Source organism: Pelomonas sp. BJYL3 (genome assembly GCF_027257975.1).
Taxonomy (GTDB): Bacteria; Pseudomonadota; Gammaproteobacteria; order Burkholderiales; family Burkholderiaceae_C; genus Roseateles_B; species Roseateles_B flavus.
In genome coordinates, this window is the sequence record NZ_JANZKX010000003.1 from 736,400 (window position 1) to 759,322 (window position 22,923).

21 protein-coding genes and 1 tRNA gene are annotated in these 22,923 nt (G+C 62.5%); 1 reads left to right on the forward strand and 21 read right to left on the reverse strand.

The window, feature by feature from the left end; translation table 11 throughout:
* The 12 genes from rpsC to rpsL all read right to left on the reverse strand — a co-directional run bounded on the left by rpsC (position 1) and on the right by rpsL (position 9,252).
* Positions 1 to 822: a 30S ribosomal protein S3 gene (gene rpsC, locus O9Y01_RS13045; protein WP_183103993.1), complete on the reverse strand. Its 822-nt coding sequence runs from the start codon at positions 820 to 822 to the stop codon at positions 1 to 3.
* A gap of 16 nt (positions 823 to 838) precedes the next feature.
* Entirely contained in the window at positions 839 to 1,168 is a 330-nt protein-coding gene (rplV, locus tag O9Y01_RS13050; protein WP_183103992.1) for a 50S ribosomal protein L22, read from the reverse strand.
* Between the two features lie 11 nt (positions 1,169 to 1,179).
* On the reverse strand, positions 1,180 to 1,455 hold the full coding sequence (gene rpsS, locus O9Y01_RS13055) for a 30S ribosomal protein S19 (protein ID WP_183103991.1): 276 nt from the start codon (positions 1,453 to 1,455) through the stop codon (positions 1,180 to 1,182).
* Positions 1,456 to 1,468: 13 nt separating this feature from the next.
* A complete protein-coding gene (gene rplB, locus O9Y01_RS13060; protein WP_269632005.1) occupies positions 1,469 to 2,293 on the reverse strand; it encodes a 50S ribosomal protein L2 in 825 nt (274 codons plus the stop codon).
* Positions 2,293 to 2,607 carry a 50S ribosomal protein L23 gene (gene rplW, locus O9Y01_RS13065; protein ID WP_269632006.1) on the reverse strand — a complete coding sequence of 105 codons (315 nt, stop codon included), beginning with the start codon at positions 2,605 to 2,607 and terminating at the stop codon, positions 2,293 to 2,295. Before rplW ends, rplB begins: the two co-directional genes overlap by 1 nt.
* The gene (gene rplD / locus O9Y01_RS13070) at positions 2,604 to 3,224 is read right to left on the reverse strand and encodes a 50S ribosomal protein L4 (RefSeq protein WP_183103988.1); all 621 of its coding nucleotides are present in this window, start codon (positions 3,222 to 3,224) and stop codon (positions 2,604 to 2,606) included. The genes rplW and rplD overlap by 4 nt, the downstream gene beginning before the upstream one ends.
* Complete coding sequence (gene rplC, locus O9Y01_RS13075; RefSeq protein ID WP_183103987.1) at positions 3,224 to 3,895, reverse strand: 50S ribosomal protein L3; 672 nt, start codon at positions 3,893 to 3,895, stop codon at positions 3,224 to 3,226. The genes rplD and rplC overlap by 1 nt, the downstream gene beginning before the upstream one ends.
* A 331-nt stretch (positions 3,896 to 4,226) precedes the next feature.
* Positions 4,227 to 4,538 carry a 30S ribosomal protein S10 gene (gene rpsJ / locus O9Y01_RS13080; RefSeq protein WP_130434746.1) on the reverse strand — a complete coding sequence of 104 codons (312 nt, stop codon included), beginning with the start codon at positions 4,536 to 4,538 and terminating at the stop codon, positions 4,227 to 4,229.
* An 89-nt stretch (positions 4,539 to 4,627) separates the two neighbouring features.
* Positions 4,628 to 5,818 carry an elongation factor Tu gene (gene tuf / locus O9Y01_RS13085; protein WP_183103973.1) on the reverse strand — a complete coding sequence of 397 codons (1,191 nt, stop codon included), beginning with the start codon at positions 5,816 to 5,818 and terminating at the stop codon, positions 4,628 to 4,630.
* A 239-nt stretch (positions 5,819 to 6,057) separates the two neighbouring features.
* A complete protein-coding gene (gene fusA / locus O9Y01_RS13090) occupies positions 6,058 to 8,160 on the reverse strand; it encodes an elongation factor G (RefSeq protein ID WP_269632007.1) in 2,103 nt (700 codons plus the stop codon).
* A gap of 69 nt (positions 8,161 to 8,229) precedes the next feature.
* Positions 8,230 to 8,700, reverse strand: a complete 471-nt coding sequence (rpsG, locus tag O9Y01_RS13095; RefSeq protein WP_183103985.1) for a 30S ribosomal protein S7 — start codon at positions 8,698 to 8,700, stop codon at positions 8,230 to 8,232.
* Positions 8,701 to 8,874: 174 nt separating this feature from the next.
* A complete protein-coding gene (gene rpsL / locus O9Y01_RS13100; RefSeq protein ID WP_183103984.1) occupies positions 8,875 to 9,252 on the reverse strand; it encodes a 30S ribosomal protein S12 in 378 nt (125 codons plus the stop codon).
* A gap of 405 nt (positions 9,253 to 9,657) precedes the next feature.
* Between rpsL and O9Y01_RS13105 the strand changes: the two genes are divergently transcribed.
* Positions 9,658 to 10,224: a putative toxin-antitoxin system toxin component, PIN family gene (locus O9Y01_RS13105; protein WP_269632008.1), complete on the forward strand. Its 567-nt coding sequence runs from the start codon at positions 9,658 to 9,660 to the stop codon at positions 10,222 to 10,224.
* Between the two features lie 116 nt (positions 10,225 to 10,340).
* Here the strand turns inward: O9Y01_RS13105 and rpoC are convergent, their stop codons facing one another.
* The 9 genes from rpoC to O9Y01_RS13150 all read right to left on the reverse strand — a co-directional run bounded on the left by rpoC (position 10,341) and on the right by O9Y01_RS13150 (position 22,918).
* Positions 10,341 to 14,564 (reverse strand): DNA-directed RNA polymerase subunit beta', encoded by a 4,224-nt coding sequence (gene rpoC, locus O9Y01_RS13110; protein WP_269632009.1) that lies wholly within the window; start codon positions 14,562 to 14,564, stop codon positions 10,341 to 10,343.
* Positions 14,565 to 14,585: 21 nt separating this feature from the next.
* Positions 14,586 to 18,707, reverse strand: a complete 4,122-nt coding sequence (gene rpoB, locus O9Y01_RS13115; RefSeq protein WP_269632010.1) for a DNA-directed RNA polymerase subunit beta — start codon at positions 18,705 to 18,707, stop codon at positions 14,586 to 14,588.
* A 430-nt stretch (positions 18,708 to 19,137) separates the two neighbouring features.
* Positions 19,138 to 19,518: a 50S ribosomal protein L7/L12 gene (gene rplL / locus O9Y01_RS13120; RefSeq protein WP_269632011.1), complete on the reverse strand. Its 381-nt coding sequence runs from the start codon at positions 19,516 to 19,518 to the stop codon at positions 19,138 to 19,140.
* A gap of 51 nt (positions 19,519 to 19,569) precedes the next feature.
* The gene (gene rplJ, locus O9Y01_RS13125; protein WP_183103978.1) at positions 19,570 to 20,088 is read right to left on the reverse strand and encodes a 50S ribosomal protein L10; all 519 of its coding nucleotides are present in this window, start codon (positions 20,086 to 20,088) and stop codon (positions 19,570 to 19,572) included.
* Between the two features lie 320 nt (positions 20,089 to 20,408).
* Entirely contained in the window at positions 20,409 to 21,116 is a 708-nt protein-coding gene (gene rplA / locus O9Y01_RS13130) for a 50S ribosomal protein L1 (RefSeq protein WP_269632013.1), read from the reverse strand.
* Between the two features lies 1 nt (position 21,117).
* Entirely contained in the window at positions 21,118 to 21,549 is a 432-nt protein-coding gene (rplK, locus tag O9Y01_RS13135) for a 50S ribosomal protein L11 (protein WP_195795794.1), read from the reverse strand.
* 180 nt (positions 21,550 to 21,729) lie between these two features.
* Positions 21,730 to 22,311, reverse strand: coding sequence for a transcription termination/antitermination protein NusG (nusG, locus tag O9Y01_RS13140; RefSeq protein ID WP_269632014.1), 582 nt, complete (start codon positions 22,309 to 22,311; stop codon positions 21,730 to 21,732).
* 20 nt (positions 22,312 to 22,331) lie between these two features.
* Positions 22,332 to 22,715, reverse strand: a complete 384-nt coding sequence (secE, locus tag O9Y01_RS13145) for a preprotein translocase subunit SecE (RefSeq protein WP_269632015.1) — start codon at positions 22,713 to 22,715, stop codon at positions 22,332 to 22,334.
* 127 nt (positions 22,716 to 22,842) lie between these two features.
* Positions 22,843 to 22,918 (reverse strand) — tRNA-Trp (locus O9Y01_RS13150).
* Positions 22,919 to 22,923 lie beyond the last annotated feature (5 nt).

A 22,923-nucleotide genomic window follows, 5' to 3' on the forward strand; every position in this document is an offset into this window, starting at 1 on the left:
TTATTCTCCTTTGGCCTCGCCAGCTGCGGGGGCCTTGCGGACCACGCGCTTAGCGCCGGGCTTGTCGCCACCGTCGGCGGGCTTGTCAGCGCCGGGACGGCCACGGCCACCCGGAGCGCCCGGACGGGCGTTGCGACGCGGACGACGATCATCTTCAGCGCCAGGGGGCGTGTTGATCACGGGAGCCTCGCCATTGGCCAGGCGGTCACCGCGGTACACCCACACCTTCACACCGATGACGCCGTAGGTCGTCTTGGCCTCGGAGAAGCCATAGTCGATGTCGGCCTTCAGGGTATGCAGAGGCACGCGGCCTTCGCGATACCACTCGGTACGAGCGATTTCGATGCCGTTCAGACGGCCGGCGGACATGATCTTGATGCCCTGGGCGCCCAGACGCATTGCGTTCTGCATCGCACGCTTCATGGCGCGACGGAACATGATGCGCTTTTCCAGCTGCTGGGTGATCGAGTCGGCGATCAGCTGAGCATCGATTTCGGGCTTGCGCACTTCTTCGATGTTCACGGCCACCGGCACGCCCAGACGCTTGGTCAGTTCGGCCTTCAGGTTTTCGATGTCCTCGCCCTTCTTGCCGATCACCACGCCCGGACGAGCCGAGAAGATGGTGATGCGGGCGTTCTTCGCGGGACGCTCGATCAGGATGCGCGACACGGCGGCATTCTTCAGGCGCTGCTTCAGGTACTCACGAACTTGCAGATCCTCAGCCAGCATCGTGGCGAAGTTCTGGTTGTTCGCGTACCAGCGCGAAGCCCAGTTACGGGTGACAGGCAGGCGGAAGCCGGTCGGATGGATTTTCTGTCCCATAGTCTTCCTCTTGGCCTCAGTTACCGACCGACACGAAGATGTGGCAGGTGGGCTTGCTGATGCGGTTGCCGCGGCCCTTGGCGCGAGCCGAGAAGCGCTTCAGCGTGGTGCCTTGCTCCACATAGATCGAGGTGACCTTCAGCTCATCAATGTCAGCGCCGTCATTGTGCTCGGCGTTGGCGATGGCACTTTCCAGCGCCTTCTTGATGATGAGTGCCGCCTTCTTCTGGGTGAATTCCAGGATGTTGAGCGCCTGGTCCACCTTCTTGCCGCGGATCAGGTCCGCCACCAGACGGCCCTTGTCGGCCGACAGGCGGACACCGCGAACGATTGCACGGGTTTCCATCGTCTCAATCCTTATTTCTTGGCCTTCTTGTCACCAGGGTGACCCTTGAAGGTGCGGGTCAGCGCGAACTCACCCAGCTTGTGACCGACCATCTGGTCCGACACATAGACCGGCACGTGCTGCTTGCCGTTGTGCACCGCGATCGTCAGACCGATGAATTCGGGCAGGATCGTCGAGCGGCGCGACCAGGTCTTGATGGGCTTCTTGTCCTTGTTGGCCACAGCCTTGTCGACTTTGGCCAGCAGGTGATGGTCCACGAACGGACCCTTCTTGAGGGAACGAGCCATGTTGGTCTACCCCTTACTTCTTGCGACGCGAAACGATGAACGTCTGCGTGCGCTTGTTGTTACGAGTGCGGTAGCCCTTGGTGAGGGTGTTCCACGGCGACACAGGCGCCTGGCCTTCACCGGTACGGCCTTCACCACCACCGTGCGGGTGATCAACCGGGTTCATGGCGGTACCACGGACGGTCGGGCGGATGCCCTTCCAGCGGATGGCGCCGGCCTTGCCGTATTGACGCAGGCTGTGCTCTTCGTTGCTCACTTCACCGATGGTGGCGCGGCAGTCGATGTGGACACGGCGGACTTCACCCGAACGCAGACGGATCTGGGCGTAGACACCATCGCGAGCCATCAGGACGGCGGAAGCACCTGCCGAACGCACCATCTGGGCACCCTTGCCAGGCAGCATTTCCACGCAGTGGATCGTCGAACCCACGGGGATGTTGCGGATGGGCAGGGTGTTGCCAGCCTTGATCGGGGCCTCGGCACCGCTCAGGATGGTGGAACCGACTTCCAGGCCACGCGGAGCGATGATGTAGCGACGCTCGCCGTCGGCATAGCACACCAGAGCGATGTGAGCCGTACGGTTCGGGTCGTACTCGATACGCTCGACCTTGGCAGGGATCGCGTCCTTGTTGCGACGGAAGTCCACCACGCGGTAGTGGTGCTTGTGACCACCGCCCTTGTGGCGCATCGTGATGTGGCCGTTGTTGTTACGGCCAGACTTTTGCTTTTGCGGCTCCAGCAGCGACGCTTCGGGAGCGCCCTTGTGCAGGTGCTTGTGCACCACCTTCACCACGCCACGACGGCCAGGCGAGGTCGGCTTTACTTTAACGACGGCCATTACGCAGCCTCCCCGGAGAAGTTGAGCTCTTGGCCAGCCTTCAGGGACACATACGCCTTCTTGACGTGGTCACGACGGCCGATACGGCCGCCAAAGCGCTTGACCTTGCCCTTGGTGTTCACCACGCTCACGGATTCGACTTCAACCTTGAACATCAGTTCAACGGCAGCCTTGATCTCGGGCTTGGTGGCGTCACGCAGGACCTTGAACAACACTTGGTTGTGCTTCTCAGCAACCAGGGTGGCCTTTTCGGACACGATGGGAGCCAGCAGCACCTGGGCCAGACGGCCTTCTGCAAACTTCGGGGCGCTCATGCCAGCATCTCCTTGAGTTGCTCCATTGCGGCCTTGGTCACCAGCACCTTCTTGTAGAAGACCAGCGACAGGGGATCGGCGTAACGGGGCTCGACAACCAGCACGTTGGCCAGGTTGCGCGAAGCCAGCGCCAGGTTGTCATCCACCTGGTCAGCGATCAGCATCACGGATTCCAGACCCATGGCCTTGAACTTGGCAGCCAGCAGCTTGGTCTTGGGGGCTTCGACGGAGATCGAATCCACCACGGCCAGGCGGCCTTCGCGGGCCAGCTGAGAGAGGATGGCGGCCATGCCGGCGCGATACATCTTCTTGTTCAGCTTGTGCGAGAAGTTTTCTTCCGGCAGGTTCGGGAAGATGCGACCACCCCCACGCCACAGCGGCGAGGAAGTCATACCGGCGCGAGCGCGGCCGGTGCCCTTCTGGCGGAAAGGCTTCTTGGTCGAGTGCTTGACCTGTTCGCGGTCCTTTTGAGCGCGGGTGCCTTGGCGGGCATTGGCCTGGAAGGCCACGACCACCTGGTGCACCAGGGCTTCGTTGTATTCGCGAGCGAAGACGGTGTCAGGCGCGTCCACCTTGGAGGTGGCCTGACCCTGCTCGTTCAGAAGCTCGAGCTGCATCAGTTGGCCTCCTTCTTGACCTTGACCTTGACAGCGGGACGCACGACCACATGGCCGTTCTTGGCGCCCGGCACGGCACCCTTGACCAGCAGCAGCTGACGAGCTTCGTCAACGCGCACGATGTCGAGGTTCTGGGTGGTCACGGTCTCGTCGCCCATGTGGCCGGACATCTTCTTGCCCGGGAACACGCGACCCGGATCCTGCGCCATCGAGATGGAGCCCGGGACATTGTGCGAACGGCTGTTACCGTGGGAAGCGCGCTGCGAACCGAAGTTGTGGCGCTTGATGGTGCCGGCAAAGCCCTTACCAATCGAAGTACCTTGCACGTCGACCTTCTGGCCGGCGGCAAACAGGGTCACGGGCACCTGAGCGCCAGCCTTGTATTCGGCGGCGACGTCAGCTGCGACGCGGAATTCCTTGAGGATTTCACCGGCTTCCACACCCGCCTTGGCGAGGTGGCCGGCTTCCGGCTTGGTCACGCGAGAGGCCTTGCGTGCACCGAACGCCACTTGAATGGCGCTGTAGCCGTCAGTCTCTTCGGTCTTGACCTGGGTCACGCGGTTGTTGGACACGTCCAGCACGGTCACGGGAATGGCGTCGCCATCGTCCGTGAAGATGCGCATCATGCCCACCTTGCGGCCCAGCAATCCGAGACGATTGCTAAGACTCATGTTTTTTCTCCAGCCCCTTTCGCCGCCAGGCCAAAGCCCCGCAGCTCCAAGAGCCATTTACAAACACCCGACAACGATTGGTCGGGCTGACCAAACACCGCTTGGAACTCATCCCTCGGGCCGGTAAAGGCGCCCCGAGGCACGCATCCAGGCGATGCACTAAAGCCGCACTGGCGTAAACCAGCGCGGAAAAGTCTGCGAGTATAGCGTCAACCCTGAGCGGGCCGCAAGCGGCGTCACATCAGGGTCAAGAAAAAAGGGCAACCTGGAGGTTGCCCTTCTCACGCTTGGGACGCGTAATGGCCTCAAGGACCACTCGCACCAGGCCGCATTACTGCAGCTTGATTTCCACGTCCACGCCAGCCGGCAGGTCCAGCTTCATCAGGGCGTCAACCGTCTTGTCGGTCGGGTCGACGATGTCCATCAGACGCTGGTGGGTGCGGATTTCGAACTGGTCGCGCGAGGTCTTGTTGACGTGCGGCGAACGCAGGATGTCGAAACGCTCCAGGCGGGTCGGCAGGGGCACGGGGCCCTTGACGATGGCGCCGGTACGCTTGGCGGTGTCCACGATTTCCAGAGCCGACTGATCGATCAGCTTGTAATCGAAGGCCTTCAGGCGGATGCGGATCTTTTGCTTTTGCATGACTGTTCCTTCAAAGAGCATGCGGCGGTGACGCCGCGTAAATGGTGATGACAGGCGGCCCTGGGGGCCGCCCGAGAGTCACGCAGGAATTACTCGATGATGGTGGCAACCACGCCCGAGCCGACGGTACGGCCACCTTCGCGGATAGCGAAGCGCAGACCTTCTTCCATGGCGATCGGAGCGATCAGCTTCACGGTGATGCCGACGTTGTCGCCGGGCATGACCATTTCCTTGTCCTTCGGCAGCTCCACGGCACCGGTCACGTCCGTGGTACGGAAGTAGAACTGGGGACGGTAGTTGTTGAAGAACGGGGTGTGACGGCCGCCCTCTTCCTTGCTCAGAACATAGATCTCAGCGGTGAAGTGGGTGTGCGGCTTGATCGTGCCGGGCTTGGCCAGCACTTGGCCACGCTCGACGTCTTCACGCTTGGTGCCGCGCAGCAGGATACCGACGTTGTCGCCAGCCTGACCTTGGTCCAGCAGCTTGCGGAACATTTCCACGCCGGTCACGGTGGTCTTTTGCAGATCACGGATGCCGACGATTTCGATTTCCTCGCCAACCTTGATGATGCCGCGCTCGACGCGACCGGTCACCACGGTGCCACGGCCAGAGATCGAGAACACGTCTTCCACCGGCAGCAGGAACGCGCCGTCCACGGCACGCTCAGGCTGGGGGATGTAGCTGTCCAGAGCGTCAGCCAGGCGCATGATGGCCTGCTCGCCCAGATCGCCCGTGTCGCCTTCCAGCGCCAGCTTGGCCGAACCCTTCACGATCGGGGTGTCGTCGCCGGGGAAGTCGTACTTGCTCAGCAGCTCGCGGACTTCCATCTCCACCAGCTCCAGCAGCTCGGCGTCGTCCACCATGTCGCACTTGTTCAGGAAGACGATGATGTACTTCACACCGACCTGACGTGCCAGCAGGATGTGCTCGCGGGTCTGGGGCATCGGGCCGTCAGCGGCCGAGCACACCAGGATCGCGCCGTCCATCTGGGCAGCACCGGTGATCATGTTCTTCACATAGTCAGCGTGGCCCGGGCAGTCCACGTGAGCGTAGTGGCGGTTGGCGGTCTCGTACTCGACGTGCGCGGTGTTGATCGTGATGCCACGAGCCTTTTCTTCCGGCGCAGCGTCAATCTGGTCGTAGGCCTTGGCCTCGCCGCCGAACTTCTTCGACAGCACGGTCGCGATAGCAGCCGTCAGCGTGGTCTTGCCATGGTCAACGTGACCAATCGTGCCCACGTTCACGTGCGGCTTGGTACGTTCAAACTTGCCTTTTGCCATTTCAATTCTCCAAAAAGAGCATTCATCCAGTCTGTTGGTTTAGCGTTTCCGCCGAGGCCTTGATCCCTGCCGGCTGGCAAGCAGGAGACTCTCGACGAAGACGATTCAAACCCGCACCGCCAGCACACACGACGGACGCCCGCAGGGCCGTCCACCGCACGGAGCCCGCGGATCCGGCTCTGCCGGGCCCTCGGGCTCGCCCCCTTGAGGGGGCCGCCGCAGGCGGTAGGGGGTGGTCTTTACTTGGCGCGAGCGGTAATGATCGCGTCGGCCACGTTCTTCGGAGCTTCGCTGTAGTGCTTGAACTCCATGGTGTACGTGGCGCGGCCTTGCGACATCGAGCGCAGGGTGGTCGAGTAGCCGAACATTTCCGACAGGGGGACTTCGGCCTTGATGACCTTGCCACCGCCGACCATGTCGTCCATGCCCTGGACCATGCCGCGACGGCTGGACAGATCGCCCATCACGTTGCCGGCGTAGTCTTCCGGAGTCTCGACTTCCACAGCCATCATCGGCTCGAGGATCACGGGGCTGGCGCGACGGCAGCCTTCCTTGAAGCCCATCGAAGCGGCCATCTTGAACGCGTTTTCGTTCGAGTCCACATCGTGGTACGAACCGAAGGTCAGGGTGACCTTCACGTCCACGACGGGGAAGCCCGCCAGCACGCCATTCGGCAGGGAATCGATGATGCCCTTCTCGACTGCCGGGATGTACTCGCGAGGCACCACGCCGCCCTTGATGGCGTCGACGAACTCGAAGCCCTTGCCGGCTTCTTGCGGCTCGACCGTCAGCACGACGTGACCGTACTGGCCCTTACCGCCCGACTGGCGAACGAACTTGCCTTCGACGTCGGTGGCGGTCTTGCGGATGGTTTCGCGGTAGGCCACTTGAGGCTTGCCCACGTTGGCTTCCACGCCGAATTCGCGCTTCATGCGGTCGACAATGATTTCCAGGTGGAGCTCACCCATGCCGGAAATGATGGTCTGACCGGACTCTTCGTCGGTACGCAGACGGAAGGAAGGATCTTCTGCAGCCAGACGGCCCAGAGCCAGACCCATCTTTTCCTGGTCAGCCTTGGTCTTGGGTTCCACGGCCTGCGAGATCACGGGCTCAGGGAAGACCATCTTTTCCAGGGTGATCACGGATTCCGGATCGCACAGCGTTTCGCCGGTGGTGACGTCCTTCAGACCCACGCAGGCAGCGATGTCACCGGCCAGAATTTCCTTGATTTCTTCACGCTGGTTGGCGTGCATCTGCAGGATACGGCCGATACGCTCCTTCTTGCCACGGATCGGGTTGTACACGGTAGCGCCGGATTGCAGCACGCCCGAGTACACGCGAACGAAGGTCAGCTGACCGACGTACGGGTCGGTCATCAGCTTGAAGGCCAGAGCGGCGAACTTTTCGCTGTCGTCGGCCTTGCGGGTGGCCGGCTGCTCGTCTTCGTCGGTGCCGTTCACCGGGGGGATGTCCACCGGAGAGGGCAGGAAGTCGATCACGGCATCCAGCATGCGCTGAACGCCCTTGTTCTTGAAGGCGGTGCCGCAGAGCATCGGCTGGATTTCGGTGGAAATCGTGCGGGTGCGCAGGGCGAGCTTGATCTCTTCCTCGGACAGGTCACCCGTCTCGAGGTACTTGTTCATCAGCTCTTCGGTGGCCTCGGCGGCAGCCTCGACCATCTTCTCGCGCCACTCTTGAGCAACGGAGACCAGATCAGCCGGGATCTCTTCGTAGCTGAACTTCATGCCTTGGGAAGCTTCGTCCCAAATGATGGCCTTCATCTTCAGCAGGTCCACGACGCCCTTGAAGTTGTCTTCAGCGCCGATGGGGATCACGATGGGCACAGGGTTGGCCTTCAGGCGCGTCTTCATCTGGTCAACGACCTTGAAGAAGTTGGCACCGGTACGGTCCATCTTGTTCACGAAGGCCAGACGCGGCACCTTGTACTTGTTGGCCTGGCGCCAGACGGTTTCCGACTGGGGCTGCACGCCGCCCACGGCGCAATAGACCATGCAGGCACCGTCCAGCACGCGCATGGAACGCTCCACCTCAATGGTGAAGTCCACGTGCCCCGGGGTGTCGATGATGTTGAAGCGGTGCTCCGGGTAGGACATGTCCATGCCCTTCCAGAAGCAGGTGGTTGCAGCGGAGGTGATCGTGATGCCACGCTCCTGCTCCTGCTCCATCCAGTCCATGGTGGCGGCGCCATCATGCACTTCACCGATCTTGTGGTTCACACCGGTGTAGTACAGGATGCGCTCGGTCGTCGTGGTCTTGCCGGCATCGATGTGCGCCGAAATACCGATATTGCGGTAGCGCTCGATGGGGGTCTTGCGGGCCATGATCTTGCTCCAGATGCAGTGAGCCGCCAACGGGTCAGTAGAAACCCGAGGCGGCCAGAAAAGTCGTGTTTAGAAGCGGAAGTGCGAGAACGCCTTGTTGGCATCAGCCATACGGTGGACTTCGTCACGCTTCTTCATGGCGCCGCCGCGGCCTTCCGAGGCCTCCAGCAGTTCGTTGGCCAGGCGTTGAGCCATGGACTTCTCGCCACGCTTGCGGGCCGATTCCTTCAGCCAGCGCATGGCCAGAGCCATCCGGCGGACGGGGCGAACTTCCACGGGAACTTGGTAGTTCGCACCGCCGACACGGCGGGACTTCACTTCGACCATGGGCTTCACGTTGTTCAAGGCGATCATGAACACTTCCAGCGGATCCTTGCCGGCCTTCTTCTCGACTTGCTCGAGGGCGCCGTAAATGATGCGCTCGGCGACAGCCTTCTTGCCCGATTCCATGATGACGTTCATGAACTTGGACAGATCAACGCTACCGAACTTGGGATCAGGCAGGATCTCGCGCTTGGGTACTTCGCGACGACGTGGCATGGGTATTTCCTTCTTCGCTTCAGTTGGTCTGGCAATGGCTCGCTGCCATCTGCCGCAACCGGGGATGACCACGCATTCGGGACATCCACTTACTCGGCCGCTGTGCCCACTTTGGGGTCATGCGCTCCGCAAAAACATCCGACCAGAGCCTGAGGGCCGGTCGTGACAACTCAATTAAGCCTTCTTCGGGCGCTTGGCACCGTACTTGGAACGGGACTGCTTGCGATCCTTGACGCCTTGCAGGTCCAGCGAACCGCGGACGATGTGGTAACGAACACCCGGCAGATCCTTCACACGGCCGCCGCGCACCAGCACGACGCTGTGCTCTTGAAGGTTGTGGCCTTCACCGCCGATGTAGGAAATCACCTCGAAGCCGTTGGTCAGGCGAACCTTGGCGACCTTACGCAGAGCGGAGTTCGGCTTCTTGGGGGTCGTGGTGTACACGCGGGTGCACACGCCACGACGCTGGGGGCATGCCTGCATGGCAGGCGACTTGGACTTCGTGACCTCGGTCTCACGACCTTGGCGCACGAGCTGGTTGATGGTTGGCATAAGTAACTTGTTCCCGTTTGAAGTCACAGACCTCTAGTCGCCCGACATGTTTCACCCCCTGGCAAAACACCGCCTGAACATCGTGCCCACGCGCCCCTGCGACGCTGCCGCGAGAAGCACAAAAAGAAGCGCAAAAGCGCGCAACGCCAAGGCGCCGCACGCTGAGTTCAAGCTGTCTGCACCTCGATGGGCGCAGCTAGACCAACTAGAGAGCCCTCGATTGTATGCCAGCGAGCATCTTTTGCACAAGCGGCGGTGCCCGCAACGCCGATGGGCAGGGGCATTGCTGGGAAAATGAGCACCTCCTGACGACTCACGATCAGCCACCGGCCTCGCATTCCTCGGCCCCACCCGCCAAGCCTGCTGGGCAGTGGTGGCAGGGACGTGCCGCTCCCCTCCCCTGACATGCCTCATCTCCTCCTGATGCCCACCTCGCATTCGAGTCCCCCCGTCCACACCATCACCTCCCGCCACGGCGAGACTGCAGGCGGGCCGGCTGCCGCCCGCAGCGCAGCGCCGCGGCTGGTGCTGGACACCCAGGTGGTGATGGAGTGGCTGGTGTTCCGCGACCCGGGCATTCGAGCCCTGGCCGAGCCCATCGAGGCGGGTCACTGGGTCTGGATTGGCAGCACTGCCATGCGGGATGAGCTGCTCCATGTCCTGTCACGAGGCGTGGCGGCCCGCTGGAGTCCGGACCCGGCCAGCATCGCGGAGGTGTTCGCACGCCTGTGCCGGATGCACGAGCCCCTCGCGGAAGAAGCCGCCCTGCCCCTCCTCAAATGTCGCGACAAGGATGACCAGAAGTTCATCGACCTGGCGCTGGCCCAGAAGGCGGACGCCCTGATCAGCCGGGACGGCGATGTCCTGGCCCTGGCCAAGCGCGCCCGCAAGCACGGGCTGGCCATCCTGAAGCCCGATCAGTGGCTGGCGCTCACGCAAGCCGCTCCCGCGGCGGGCACCGCGCCCCTCTGATCCTCTCTGATCCGCGCGCTGGCGCGAGAAACGGGTAGAAAAAAGCCGCCGCCCCTTTCGGGTGCGGCGGCTTGTCGGGGGCGCAGGCCGGGTTGCCCCGGCCCTTGCATCCAGCCTTACTCGGCGGAGCCTTCGCCAGCCGGCTCGTCCAGAGCGGCCAGCTGCACGGCAGCCATTTCCTCGGCTTCCTGCATGGCGATGGCGCGACGTTCGGCGTCGTCCATTTCTTCCTTGGCACGACGGGCCTGGTGGAAGGCCATGCCAGTACCGGCGGGAATCAGGCGACCCACGATCACGTTTTCCTTCAGGCCACGCAGCTCGTCGCGCTTGCCCATGATGGCAGCCTCGGTCAGCACGCGGGTCGTTTCCTGGAAGGAAGCGGCCGAGATGAAGGAGTCGGTCGACAGCGAGGCCTTCGTGATGCCCAGCAGCACGTCGGCGTGCGTGGCGATCAGCTTGCCCTCGCCGCGCAGGCGGTCGTTGGTGTCCAGCAGCTCGGAGCGCTCGACCTGCTCACCGATGATGTAGTGCGAGTCACCCGGGTTGACGATCTGCACGCGGCGCAGCATCTGGCGAACGATCACCTCGATGTGCTTGTCGTTGATCTTCACGCCCTGCAGACGGTAGACGTCCTGCACTTCGTCGACGATGTAGCGAGCCAGTTCCTCGATACCCAGCAGACGCAGGATGTCCTGCGGATCGGCCGGGCCGTCGACGATGCCTTCACCCTTGTTGACCACCTGGCCTTCGTGCACCAGGATGTTCTTTTCCTTGGGCACGAGTTCTTCCCAGACCTTGCCGTCCGGATCGGTGATCTGCAGGCGAACCTTGCCCTTGGTTTCCTTGCCGAAGGAGACCGTACCGGTCTGCTCGGCCAGCACGCCCTTGTCCTTGGGCGAGCGGGCTTCGAACAGTTCTGCCACGCGAGGCAGACCGCCGGTAATGTCTCGGGTCTTCTGACCTTCGACCGGGATACGGGCCAGCACCTCACCAGGAGCCAGGTCCTGACCGTCGCGGATCTGGATCAGCGCGCCGACCTGGAAGCCGATGGTCACCGAGTGGTCGGTGCCGGGGATCTTCACTTCCTGGCCATTGGCATCCAGCAGCTTGACCTGCGGACGCACCACCTTGGCGGCGCCACGACGCTTGGGATCGATCACCACCAGGGTGGACAGACCGGTCACTTCGTCGACCTGCTTGGCCACGGTGACGCCTTCCTCGACATTCTCGAACTTCGCCTGGCCGGCGAATTCCGTGATGATCGGGCGGGTCAGCGGGTCCCAGTTCGCCAGCACCGTGCCAGCCTTGAGGGTCTGGTCGGCCTTGACGTTCAGGGTCGCGCCGTAAGGCACCTTGTGACGCTCACGCTCGCGACCGTGCTGGTCGGCGATGATGATTTCACCGGAACGGGAAATCACCACCAGCTCGCCCTTGCCGTTCGTGACGTAGCGCATCGTGGCATTGAAGCCGATGATGCCGTCCGACTTGGCTTCCACGCTCGAGGCCACGGCAGCACGCGAAGCGGCACCGCCGATGTGGAACGTACGCATGGTCAGCTGGGTACCCGGCTCACCGATCGACTGTGCAGCGATCACGCCCACGGCCTCACCGGTGTTGACCAGGCCGCCACGGCCGAGGTCACGGCCATAGCACTTGGCGCACAGGCCGAAGCGGGTGCCGCAGGTCAGCGGGGTGCGGACCTTGATCTCGTCCACGCCGGCCTGTTCCAGCACGTCCAGGGTGTCTTCGTCCAGCATGTTGCCGGCCGTCAGCAGGACGCCTTGGGTTTCCGGATGCACGACGTCGATGGCAGCCACGCGGCCCAGCACGCGATCGCGCAGGGACTCGATGACTTCACCGCCCTCGACCAGGGCACGCATGTTGATGCCGTTGTCGGTGCCGCAATCGTCCTCAACCACCACCAGATCCTGCGTCACGTCGACCAGACGACGGGTCAGGTAACCCGAGTTCGCGGTCTTCAGTGCCGTATCCGCCAGACCCTTACGGGCACCGTGGGTGGAAATGAAGTACTGCAGAACGTTCAGGCCTTCGCGGAAGTTCGCGGTGATGGGCGTCTCGATGATCGAGCCGTCCGGCTTGGCCATCAGGCCCCGCATACCGGCCAGCTGGCGAATCTGGGCCGCGCTACCGCGGGCACCGGAGTCAGCCATCATGTAGATGGAGTTGAAGGACTCCTGATCCACTTCCTTGCCGTTGCGGTCGATGGTCTTCTGCTTGGACAGCTGCGACATCATGACCTTGCCGACTTCATCGCCGGTCTTGCCCCAGATGTCCACCACCTTGTTGTAGCGTTCACCGGCAGTCACCAGACCCGAGACGTACTGCTGCTCGATCTCCTTGACTTCCTTCTCGGCGCGCTCGATCAGCTCGTACTTCTGCTTGGGCACCAGCATGTCGTCGATGGCGATCGAGATGCCGGCGCGCGTGGCCAGGCGGAAGCCGGACTGCAGCAGCTTGTCTGCCAGCACCACGGTTTCCTTCAGGCCGCACTTGCGGAAGGAGGTGTTGATCAGGCGCGAGATTTCCTTCTTCTTCAGCGCCTTGTTGATGTTCGAGAACGGCAGGCCCTTGGGCAGGATCTCGGACAGCAGGGCGCGACCGACGGTCGTGTCCACCAGCTTGGTCTCGGGGATCCACTCGCCCGTTTCCTTGTCCTTGGTGTACTCGGTCAGACGCACGCTGATCTTGGCGGTGATTTCCACCACGCCGTTCTCCAGCGCACGCAGCATCTCCGACACGTCGGAGAAGACCATGCCTTCGCCCTTGCCGTTGATGCGATCGCGGGTGGCGTAGTACAGGCCCAGCACCACGTCTTGAGACGGGACGATGGAGGGCTCGCCGGAGGCCGGGAACAGCACGTTGTTGGAGGCCAGCATCAGGGTGCGGGCTTCCATCTGCGCTTCGATGGACAGGGGCACGTGGACGGCCATCTGGTCACCGTCGAAGTCGGCGTTGAAGGCCGCGCAGACGAGGGGGTGCAGCTGGATGGCCTTGCCTTCGATCAGCACGGGCTCGAAGGCCTGGATGCCGAGGCGGTGCAGGGTCGGTGCGCGGTTCAGCAGCACCGGGTGCTCCTTGATCACCTCTTCCAGGATGTCCCACACCACCGGGGTGCCGGATTCGACTTCCTTCTTGGCCGCCTTGATGGTCGTGGCGATGCCCATGGCTTCCAGGCGCGAGAAGATGAAGGGCTTGAACAGCTCAAGCGCCATCAGCTTCGGCAGGCCGCACTGGTGCAGCTTCAGGGTCGGGCCCACGGTAATCACGGAACGACCGGAGTAGTCCACGCGCTTGCCCAGCAGGTTCTGACGGAAGCGACCGCTCTTGCCCTTGATCATGTCGGCCAGGGACTTCAGGGCGCGCTTGTTGGCGCCCGTCATGGCCTTGCCGCGGCGACCGTTGTCCAGCAGGGAGTCGACGGCTTCCTGCAGCATGCGCTTTTCGTTGCGCACGATGATCTCAGGGGCCTTCAGCTCCAGCAGGCGAGCCAGACGGTTGTTGCGGTTGATGACGCGACGGTAGAGGTCGTTCAGATCCGAGGTCGCGAAGCGGCCGCCATCCAGCGGCACCAGCGGACGCAGGTCCGGCGGCAGCACGGGCAGCACGTCCATGATCATCCAGTGCGGCTTGATCCCGGACTTCTTGAAGGCTTCCATGACCTTCAGGCGCTTGGAGTTCTTCTTGACCTTGAGCTCCGAGCCGGTCATGTCGTTGCGCAGGCGATCGATCTCGATGTCGAGATCCATCTCCTCCAGCAGCTTCTTGATGCCCTCGGCGCCCATCAGCGCGATGAACTCGTCACCGTACTCGGCACGCTTCGCGTCGTAGTCGTCCTCGCTCATGATCGAGAACTTCTTCAGCGGGGTCATGCCGGGATCGACGACCACATAGGCTTCGAAGTACAGCACGCGTTCGATGTCGCGCAGCGTCATGTCCAGCACCAGGCCCAGGCGCGAAGGCAGGGACTTCAGGAACCAGATATGGGCGCAGGGAGCCGCCAGGTCGATGTGGCCCATGCGCTCGCGGCGCACCTTGGTCTGGGTCACTTCGACGCCGCACTTCTCGCAGATCACGCCGCGGTGCTTCAGGCGCTTGTACTTGCCGCACAGGCACTCGTAGTCCTTGATCGGGCCGAAGATCTTGGCGCAGAACAGGCCATCACGCTCCGGCTTGAAGGTCCGGTAGTTGATGGTCTCGGGCTTCTTCACTTCACCGAAAGACCACGAACGGATCTTCTCGGGCGAAGCCAGCCCGATCTTGATCGCGTCGAAGTGCTCGTCCGGCGTGAACTGCTTGAACAGGTCCAGCAAACCTTTCATGTGTTTCTCCTGTTCCGTCTCTTAGTTGCGCTCGAGCTCGATGTCGATACCGAGCGAACGGATTTCCTTCACCAGCACGTTGAACGACTCCGGCATGCCGGCGTCGATGGCGTGCTCGCCCTTGACGATGTTCTCGTAGACCTTGGTGCGGCCGTTCACGTCATCGGACTTCACGGTCAGCATTTCCTGCAGCACGTAGGACGCGCCGTAGGCTTCCAGGGCCCACACTTCCATTTCACCGAAGCGCTGGCCACCGAACTGCGCCTTACCACCCAGCGGCTGCTGCGTGACGAGCGAGTACGGGCCGGTCGAGCGGGCGTGCATCTTGTCGTCCACCAAGTGGTGCAGCTTCAGCACGTGCATGTAGCCGATGGTCGTCGGACGCTCGAACTGCTCGCCGGTGCGGCCGTCGTACAGATAGGCCTGGGTGCGGGTTTCGGTCAGGCCCTTCTTGGCGGCGATGTCGTCCGGGTAGGCCAGCTTCAGCATGCCGCGGATTTCCTCTTCCTTGGCACCGTCGAAGACCGGGGTCGCGAAAGGCACGCCCTTGGAGAGGTTCTGGGCCATCTCGACGACTTCCTTGTCGCTGAGCTCGTCCAGGTTCTCAGACTTGCCGCCGCTCTTGTTGTAGAGCTCGTCCAGGAACTTGCGCAGCTCGCTGACGGCTGCATGCTGCTGGAGCATGTCGCCGATGCGCTGGCCGATGCCCTTGCCGGCCCAGCCCAGATGCACTTCCAGAACCTGACCCACGTTCATCCGCGAGGGCACGCCCAGCGGGTTCAGCACGATGTCGGCGGGGGTGCCGTCGGCCATGTAGGGCATGTCTTCGATCGGGGTGATCTTGGACACGACACCCTTGTTGCCGTGACGGCCGGCCATCTTGTCGCCAGGCTGCAGGCGGCGCTTGACGGCCAGGTAGACCTTGACCATCTTCAGCACGCCAGCGGGCAGCTCGTCGCCTTGCGTCAGCTTCTTGCGCTTCTCTTCGAAGGCCAGGTCGAAGCTGTGACGGGTCTGCTCCAGCGAGTTCTTGATCGATTCCAGCTGGTTGGCGATCTCGTCCTCGGCGGGACGGATGTCGAACCAGTGGAACTTCTCGACCTCGGCCAGGTAGTCCTTGGTGATGACCGTGCCCTTGGCAATCTTCTTGGGACCGCCATTGGCGACCTTGCCGTTCAGCAGCTTCTCGATACGGTCGAAGGCGTCGGCCTCCACGATGCGCAGCTGGTCGTTCAGGTCCAGGCGGAAGCGCTTCAGCTCGTCGTCGATGATCTGCTGGGCGCGCTTGTCGCGCTGGATGCCTTCACGGGTGAAGACCTGCACGTCGATGACGGTGCCGGAGGTGCCCTGGTCCACGCGCAGCGAGGTGTCCTTCACGTCGGACGCCTTCTCGCCGAAGATGGCACGCAGCAGCTTCTCTTCCGGGGTCAGGGTGGTTTCGCCCTTCGGGGTCACCTTGCCGACCAGCACGTCGCCGGGGCCGACTTCAGCACCGATGTAGACGATGCCGGACTCGTCCAGGCGAGCCAGCTGCTGCTCGGACAGGTTCGGGATGTCGCGGGTGATTTCCTCGGAGCCCAGCTTGGTGTCACGGGCCATGACCACCAGTTCCTCGATGTGGATCGAGGTGTAGCGGTCTTCGGCCACCACGCGTTCGGAGATCAGGATCGAATCTTCGAAGTTGTAGCCGTTCCAGGGCATGAAGGCGACCAGCATGTTCTGGCCCAGGGCCAGTTCACCGATGTCGGTCGAGGCGCCATCGGCGATGATGTCCTCGGCCGCCACCTTGTCACCACGGCGCACGATCGGGCGCTGGTGGATGTTGGTGTTCTGGTTGGAACGCTGGTACTTGATCAGGTTGTAGATGTCGACGCCGACTTCACCGGCCACCGTTTCCTCGTCATTGACGCGGATCACGATACGGTTGGTGTCGACATAGTCCACGATACCGCCGCGGCGGGCCGCGACAACCGTGCCCGAGTCCTTGGCCGCCACGCGCTCCACGCCGGTACCGACGAAGGCCTTTTCGGGGCGCAGGGTCGGCACAGCCTGACGCTGCATGTTGGCGCCCATCAGTGCGCGGTTCGCGTCATCGTGCTCCAGGAAGGGCACGAGCGAGGCTGCAACCGACACGATCTGCGTCGGGGCCACGTCCATGTACTGGATGCGCTCCGGCGAGGTCAGCACCGATTCGCCGTTCTCACGGGCGGACACCAGTTCGTCGACCAGCTGGCCTTCCTTGTTCAGGGTGGCATTGGCCTGGGCGATGACGTACTTGCCTTCCTCGATGGCCGACAGGTAGTCGATCTGGTCGGTCACCTTGCCATCGACCACGCGACGGTAAGGCGTCTCGAGGAAGCCGTACTCGTTCAGCTGGGCGTACAGGGCCAGCGAGTTGATCAGACCGATGTTCGGGCCTTCCGGCGTTTCGATCGGGCAGACGCGGCCGTAGTGGGTGGGGTGCACGTCACGGACTTCGAAGCCGGCGCGCTCACGGGTCAGACCGCCCGGGCCCAGTGCGGAGACGCGACGCTTGTGCGTGATCTCGGACAGGGGGTTGGTCTGGTCCATGAACTGGGACAGCTGCGAGGCACCGAAGAACTCCTTGAGCGCCGCGGAGATCGGCTTGGAGTTGATCAGGTCGTGCGGCATCAGGGCTTCGGTTTCAGCCTGGCCCAGACGCTCCTTCACGGCCTTCTCGATACGGGCCAGGCCCGAGCGGTACTGGTTTTCGGCCAGTTCGCCGACGCAGCGCACGCGACGGTTGCCCAGGTGGTCGATGTCATCGACTTCACCGCGGCCGTTGCGCAGCTCCACCAGGATCTTGACCACGTCGAGGATGTCCTCGTTCGACAGGGTCATGTTGCCTTCCGGCGTGTCGCGGCCCACGCGGGCGTTGAACTTCATCCGGCCGACGCGCGACAGATCGTAGGTGTCTTCGCTGTAGAACAGGCGGTTGAACAGAGCCTCGACGGCGTCTTCCGTCGGCGGCTCGCCAGGGCGCATCATGCGGTAGATGGCGACGCGGGCAGCCAGCTGCTCGGTGGTCTCATCCAGGGCCAGGGTCTGGCTGATGTAGGCGCCTTCATCCAGCTCGTTGGTGTACAGGCACTGGATGTCCTTGATGCCGGCGCTGCGCAGCTTCTTCAGCAGCGAGTCGGTCAGCTCGTCATTGGCCTTGGCGATGATCTCGCCGGTGTCGCCGTCGACCATGTTCTTGGCCAGCACGCGGCCGACCAGGAAGTCTTCGGGCACCGTGACGTGCTGCGTGCCGGACTGCTCCAGCTGGCGCACATGGCGGGCGGTGATGCGCTTGTCCTTCTCGACGAGGACATTGCCGTTCTTGTCGGTGATGTCGAAGCGGGCGACCTCACCCTTCAGGCGGTCGGCCACGAATTCCATCTGGGCACCGGAGTCCATCAGACGGAAGTTGTCGAACACGAAGAAGTGGGCCAGGATCTGCTCGGGATTCAGGCCGATAGCCTTGAGCAGGATGGTGACCGGCATCTTGCGGCGGCGGTCGACGCGGAAGTACAGGATGTCCTTCGGGTCGAACTCGAAGTCCAGCCAGGAGCCGCGGTAGGGAATGATGCGGGCAGAGAACAGCAGCTTGCCGGACGAGTGGGTCTTGCCCTTGTCGTGTTCGAAGAACACGCCGGGCGAGCGGTGCAGCTGCGAGACGATGACACGCTCGGTGCCGTTGACGATGAAGGAACCGTAATCGGTCATCAGGGGCACTTCGCCCATGTAGACCTCTTGTTCCTTGATTTCCTTGACCGTCTTGGCCTGGGGGCTCTCGCGGTCGTAGATGATCATCTGCAGGCGGGCGCGGACGGCCGCTGCATAGGTCAGGCCACGCTGTTGGCACTCGCGGGTGTCAAACGGCGGCTTGGCGATGTTGTACTCGAGGAACTTCATCTCCACGAACCCGTTGTGCGACACGATCGGGAAGGCGGAGAGGAAGGCTGCCTGCAAGCCTTCTGGCTTGCGCTTGGCGGGGGGAAGGTCTTTTTGCAGGAAGGCGACGTAAGAGTCCTTCTGCATGGTCAGCAAATAGGGAACGTTCTGGACGTTCTCGCGCTTGCCGAAGCTCTTGCGGATACGCTTGCGCTCGGTATAGCTGTAGGGGGTTGTTTGCGCCATAAACACTCCGTGGCTAGCCCCCACCTGGCCATGGCAGGGGCTGCGTCGGCGACTGGCTATTCAGGCATTGCACCCGAAGCTTGGTGGTTGGCCACTACCAACCGCTGGCGGACAACCCCGGCCGCATGCTCATGCGTCACCAGAGTCCGACCAAACCTGCTCTCTGCAGTCGGATCAGAGAACACTTGAAAGAACCGCGAATGATACCTCGCGAAGCACTTTCAGCTGTTCTCAATCAAGATAAACCCGCAATGACGAAAAAGGGGAAGCCCAAAGGCAACCCCTTCTCGAATCCAGGTGAACCTGAATTCGTGCGGCGGGCGGCGTAGCGAGCTGGTCGAGGTCGGGCTTGAGACGCGCAGCCGTACTTGGGTACGGCGAGCATCGAAAGCCCGAGATCGGCCGGCGCAGTAGCCGAACGCCGTACGAATTACTTGAGTTCGACCTTGGCGCCGGCTTCTTCCAGCTTCTTCTTAGCGGCTTCGGCGTCAGCCTTGGCAACGCCTTCCTTGACGGGCTTCGGAGCGCCGTCGACCAGGTCCTTGGCTTCCTTCAGACCCAGGCCGGTGATTTCACGCACGGCCTTGATCACGCCCACCTTGTTGGAACCGGCTTCAGCCAGCACCACGGTGAACTCGGTCTTTTCTTCAGCAGCAGCAGCGCCGCCGCCAGCAGCACCGCCAGCAGCGGGAGCAGCCATGGAAGCGGCGGACACGCCGAACTTCTCTTCGATGGCCTTGACCAGGTCGTTCAGTTCCAGAACGGTCATGCTGTCCAGAGCAGCCAGGAATGCGTCTTTATCGAATGCCATGATGTTTCCTAAATACAGATAAGTTGCAGTTGATGCGGTGATCGTCGTCGATCAGGCGGCAGCCGGGGCTTCGGCTTCTGCGCCGCCACCACGTTGCTGAGCCAGTGCAGCCAGCACGGCAGCGGTACGCTGCACGGGCGACTTGAGCAGGCCGGCCACTTGCGACAGCAGCACTTCCTTGCTCGGCACGGCGGCCAGGGCCTTCACGCCATTGACGTCCAGGGCCTTGCCACCATAGGCGCCGCCCTTGATCACCAGCTTGTCATTGGTCTTGGCAAAGTCAGCGATGACTTTGGCAGCCGCGACAGCATCTTCCGAAAAGCCGTAGATCAGCGGGCCGACCATGCTCTCCGATGCGACCTCGAACGAGGTGCCAGCGACAGCGCGACGGGCCAGGGTGTTCTTCAGCACGTGAAGATACACACCTTGGGCACGCGCAGTGACGCGCAGCTTGTTCAAGGCTTCAACGGTGAGGCCACGGTACTCGGCCAGCGCCAGCGTCTGGGCCTTGGCAGCCTGGGCTGCCACGTCCGACACGACGGCTGCTTTCTCGTTGCGATTGAGACTCAAGGTCTACTCCTCACAAAAATGCCTTCGGTCTTGCGACCTCCGGCACACCGGAATTCAGCGACCTTCTGTCAGGAACTCACACCTGGACCTCTCGGTCCGGGCACAAAACTTTCCCTTCAGCGGGTTCGCCATCTGCGCTGGCTGCCACACGAAGTGGCCATTAAGCGTCACCCCCGGTACTGCAGGGCTTCACACCAGCGGTCTTGGATGACGCGCTTCCGTCAGATGACAAAAGCGCCCCACCAATCTTGTCGCGCGATGCCAGACTCGCACCGCGCAGATTCATTGCCGCCTGGCGCCGGGGCGCCAGGCTTCTGCACTTAGGCAGCGGCTGCAGCGTTGATGCTGGCGATTTCGACGCGGGCGCCGACGCCCATCGTCGAAGACACAGCCACCTTGCGCAGGTAGACACCCTTGCTGGTAGCCGGCTTGGACTTGTTCAGAGCCTCAACCAGTGCACGCAGGTTGTCTTGCAGCTTGTCGGTGTCGAAGGAACGACGGCCGATGGTGCCGTGGATGATGCCGGCCTTGTCGACGCGGAACTGGACCTGGCCAGCCTTGGCGTTCTTGACAGCGGTGGCGACGTCCGGGGTCACGGTGCCGACCTTGGGGTTCGGCATCAGGCCGCGGGGGCCCAGGATCTGACCCAGGGTACCAACGATACGCATGGTGTCGGGCGAGGCGATGACCACGTCGAAGGGCATGTCGCCAGCCTTCACGCGCTCAGCCAGGTCTTCCATGCCGACGACGTCAGCGCCGGCAGCCTTGGCTTCTTCAGCCTTGGCGCCTTGGGCGAACACCGCCACGCGCTTGGTCTTGCCGGTGCCATGGGGCAGCACGACAGCGCCGCGCACCACTTGGTCCGACTTCTTGGCATCGATGCCCAGTTGCACGGCCACGTCGATGGACTCATCGAACTTGGCGGTGGCCAGTTCCTTGACCAGGTTCAGAGCGTCACCCAGGGGGTACAGCTTGGTGCTCTCGACCTTGCCTTGCAGAGCTTTTTGCTTCTTGGTCAGCTTAGCCATGTCACACACCCTCCACGATGATGCCCATCGAGCGGGCCGAACCAGCGATCGTACGAACGCCAGCGTCCAGATCAGCAGCGGTGAGGTCCTTCTGCTTGGTCTTGACGATCTCTTCCAGCTGGGCACGGGTCAGCTTGCCGACCTTGTCCAGGTGGGGGCGCTGCGAGCCCTTCTCGATCTTGGCAGCCTTCTTCAGCAGCACGGTCGCGGGAGGCGACTTGATGATGAAGGTGAAGCTCTTGTCTGCGAAGGCGGTGATCACCACCGGCAGCTTCATGCCCGGCTCATAGCCCTGCGTCTGGGCGTTGAACGCCTTGCAGAATTCCATGATGTTCAGGCCGCGCTGACCCAGCGCGGGACCGACCGGAGGCGAAGGATTTGCCTTGCCAGCCGGAATTTGCAGCTTGATGAAGCCGACAATCTTCTTGGCCATGTTTTCTCCTAGAAGCGCCACGGCGGCCTCGCCGTTGCGCCTGAGTGCTAGCGCCAGGGACTGGGACTTGCGCCTTTACCCTGGCTCCTCTTGTCCGTGTCTCGTCCCGGACTGGCTACGGATGCGTTGTCCAGATGCCAGAAGCACCTGAAGGGCCGCATCGGGCCCTTGTTCTTGGCGTCAGACCTTCTCGACCTGCGAGAAGTCCAGCTCCACCGGCGTGGCACGACCGAAGATCGTGACCGAGACGCGCACCTTGGACTTGTCGTAGTTGACTTCCTCGATGGCGCCATTGAAGTCGGTAAAGGGGCCTTCCTTGACGCGGACGATTTCGCCGACCGTCCACTCGACCTTGGGCCGGGGCTTCTCGACGCCTTCCTGCATCTGGTTGACGATCTTCATCACTTCGTGCTCGGAGATCGGAGCGGGGCGATTCTTGGCGCCGCCCACGAAGCCCGTCACCTTGGAGGTGTTCTTGACCAGGTGCCAGGTGTCGTCGTCCATGAGCATTTCCACCAGCACGTAGCCGGGGAAGAAGCGACGCTCGGTCACGGACTTCTTGCCGTTCTTCAGCTCCACCACTTCTTCGGTGGGGACCAGGATGCGGCCGAACTTGTCCTGCATGCCGGCGCGATCGATGCGCTCGCGCAGGTTGCGCTCGACAGCCTTCTCCATGCCCGAATAGGCATGGACCACGTACCAGCGCTTGGGCAGGCCGGCCGGTGCGGCATCGGTCGCGGCAACTTGTTGCTCTTCGCTCATATCAGTCCTTTTGCACCAGCTCAGCGCTTCCAACCCAGAATCAGGTCATACAACACCCATTCCAGGGTCTTGTCCGTGAGGAACAGGAAGAGCGCCATCACGACAACGAAGGCAAAGACGTAGCCCGTCATCTGCGTCGCTTCCTTGCGGGTGGGCCACACCACCTTGCGCACCTCGCGCAGCGAGTCCTGGCCATAGGCGATCAGGGACTTGCCGGATTCGGAGGTGAAGAAGGCACCGGCCGAAGCAGCCAGCAGCACGAGCAAGGCGCCCCACTGGGCCAGCGCGCCCTGCTTGGACAAGGCATAGAAGGCCACCAGTGCGCCGATCAGCAGCAGCACGGCACCGGCCAGCTTGACCTTGTCGGCACCGGAGGTGACGGTTTCGACTTGAGGATTGGACATTCGATTCGCTTTCAGCGCCCGTATCGGGCAAGGGTCAATCCTGACCCATCAGCAGCAAAGCCCGCCGAGACGAACTCCCGCGGGCTTGGCTTGACCACAAAGACCAACAATCCTGATCAGAGATTGCTGGCAGGGGCAGAGGGTCTCGAACCCCCAACCTTCGGTTTTGGAGACCGACGCTCTGCCAATTGAGCTATGCCCCTGTGGC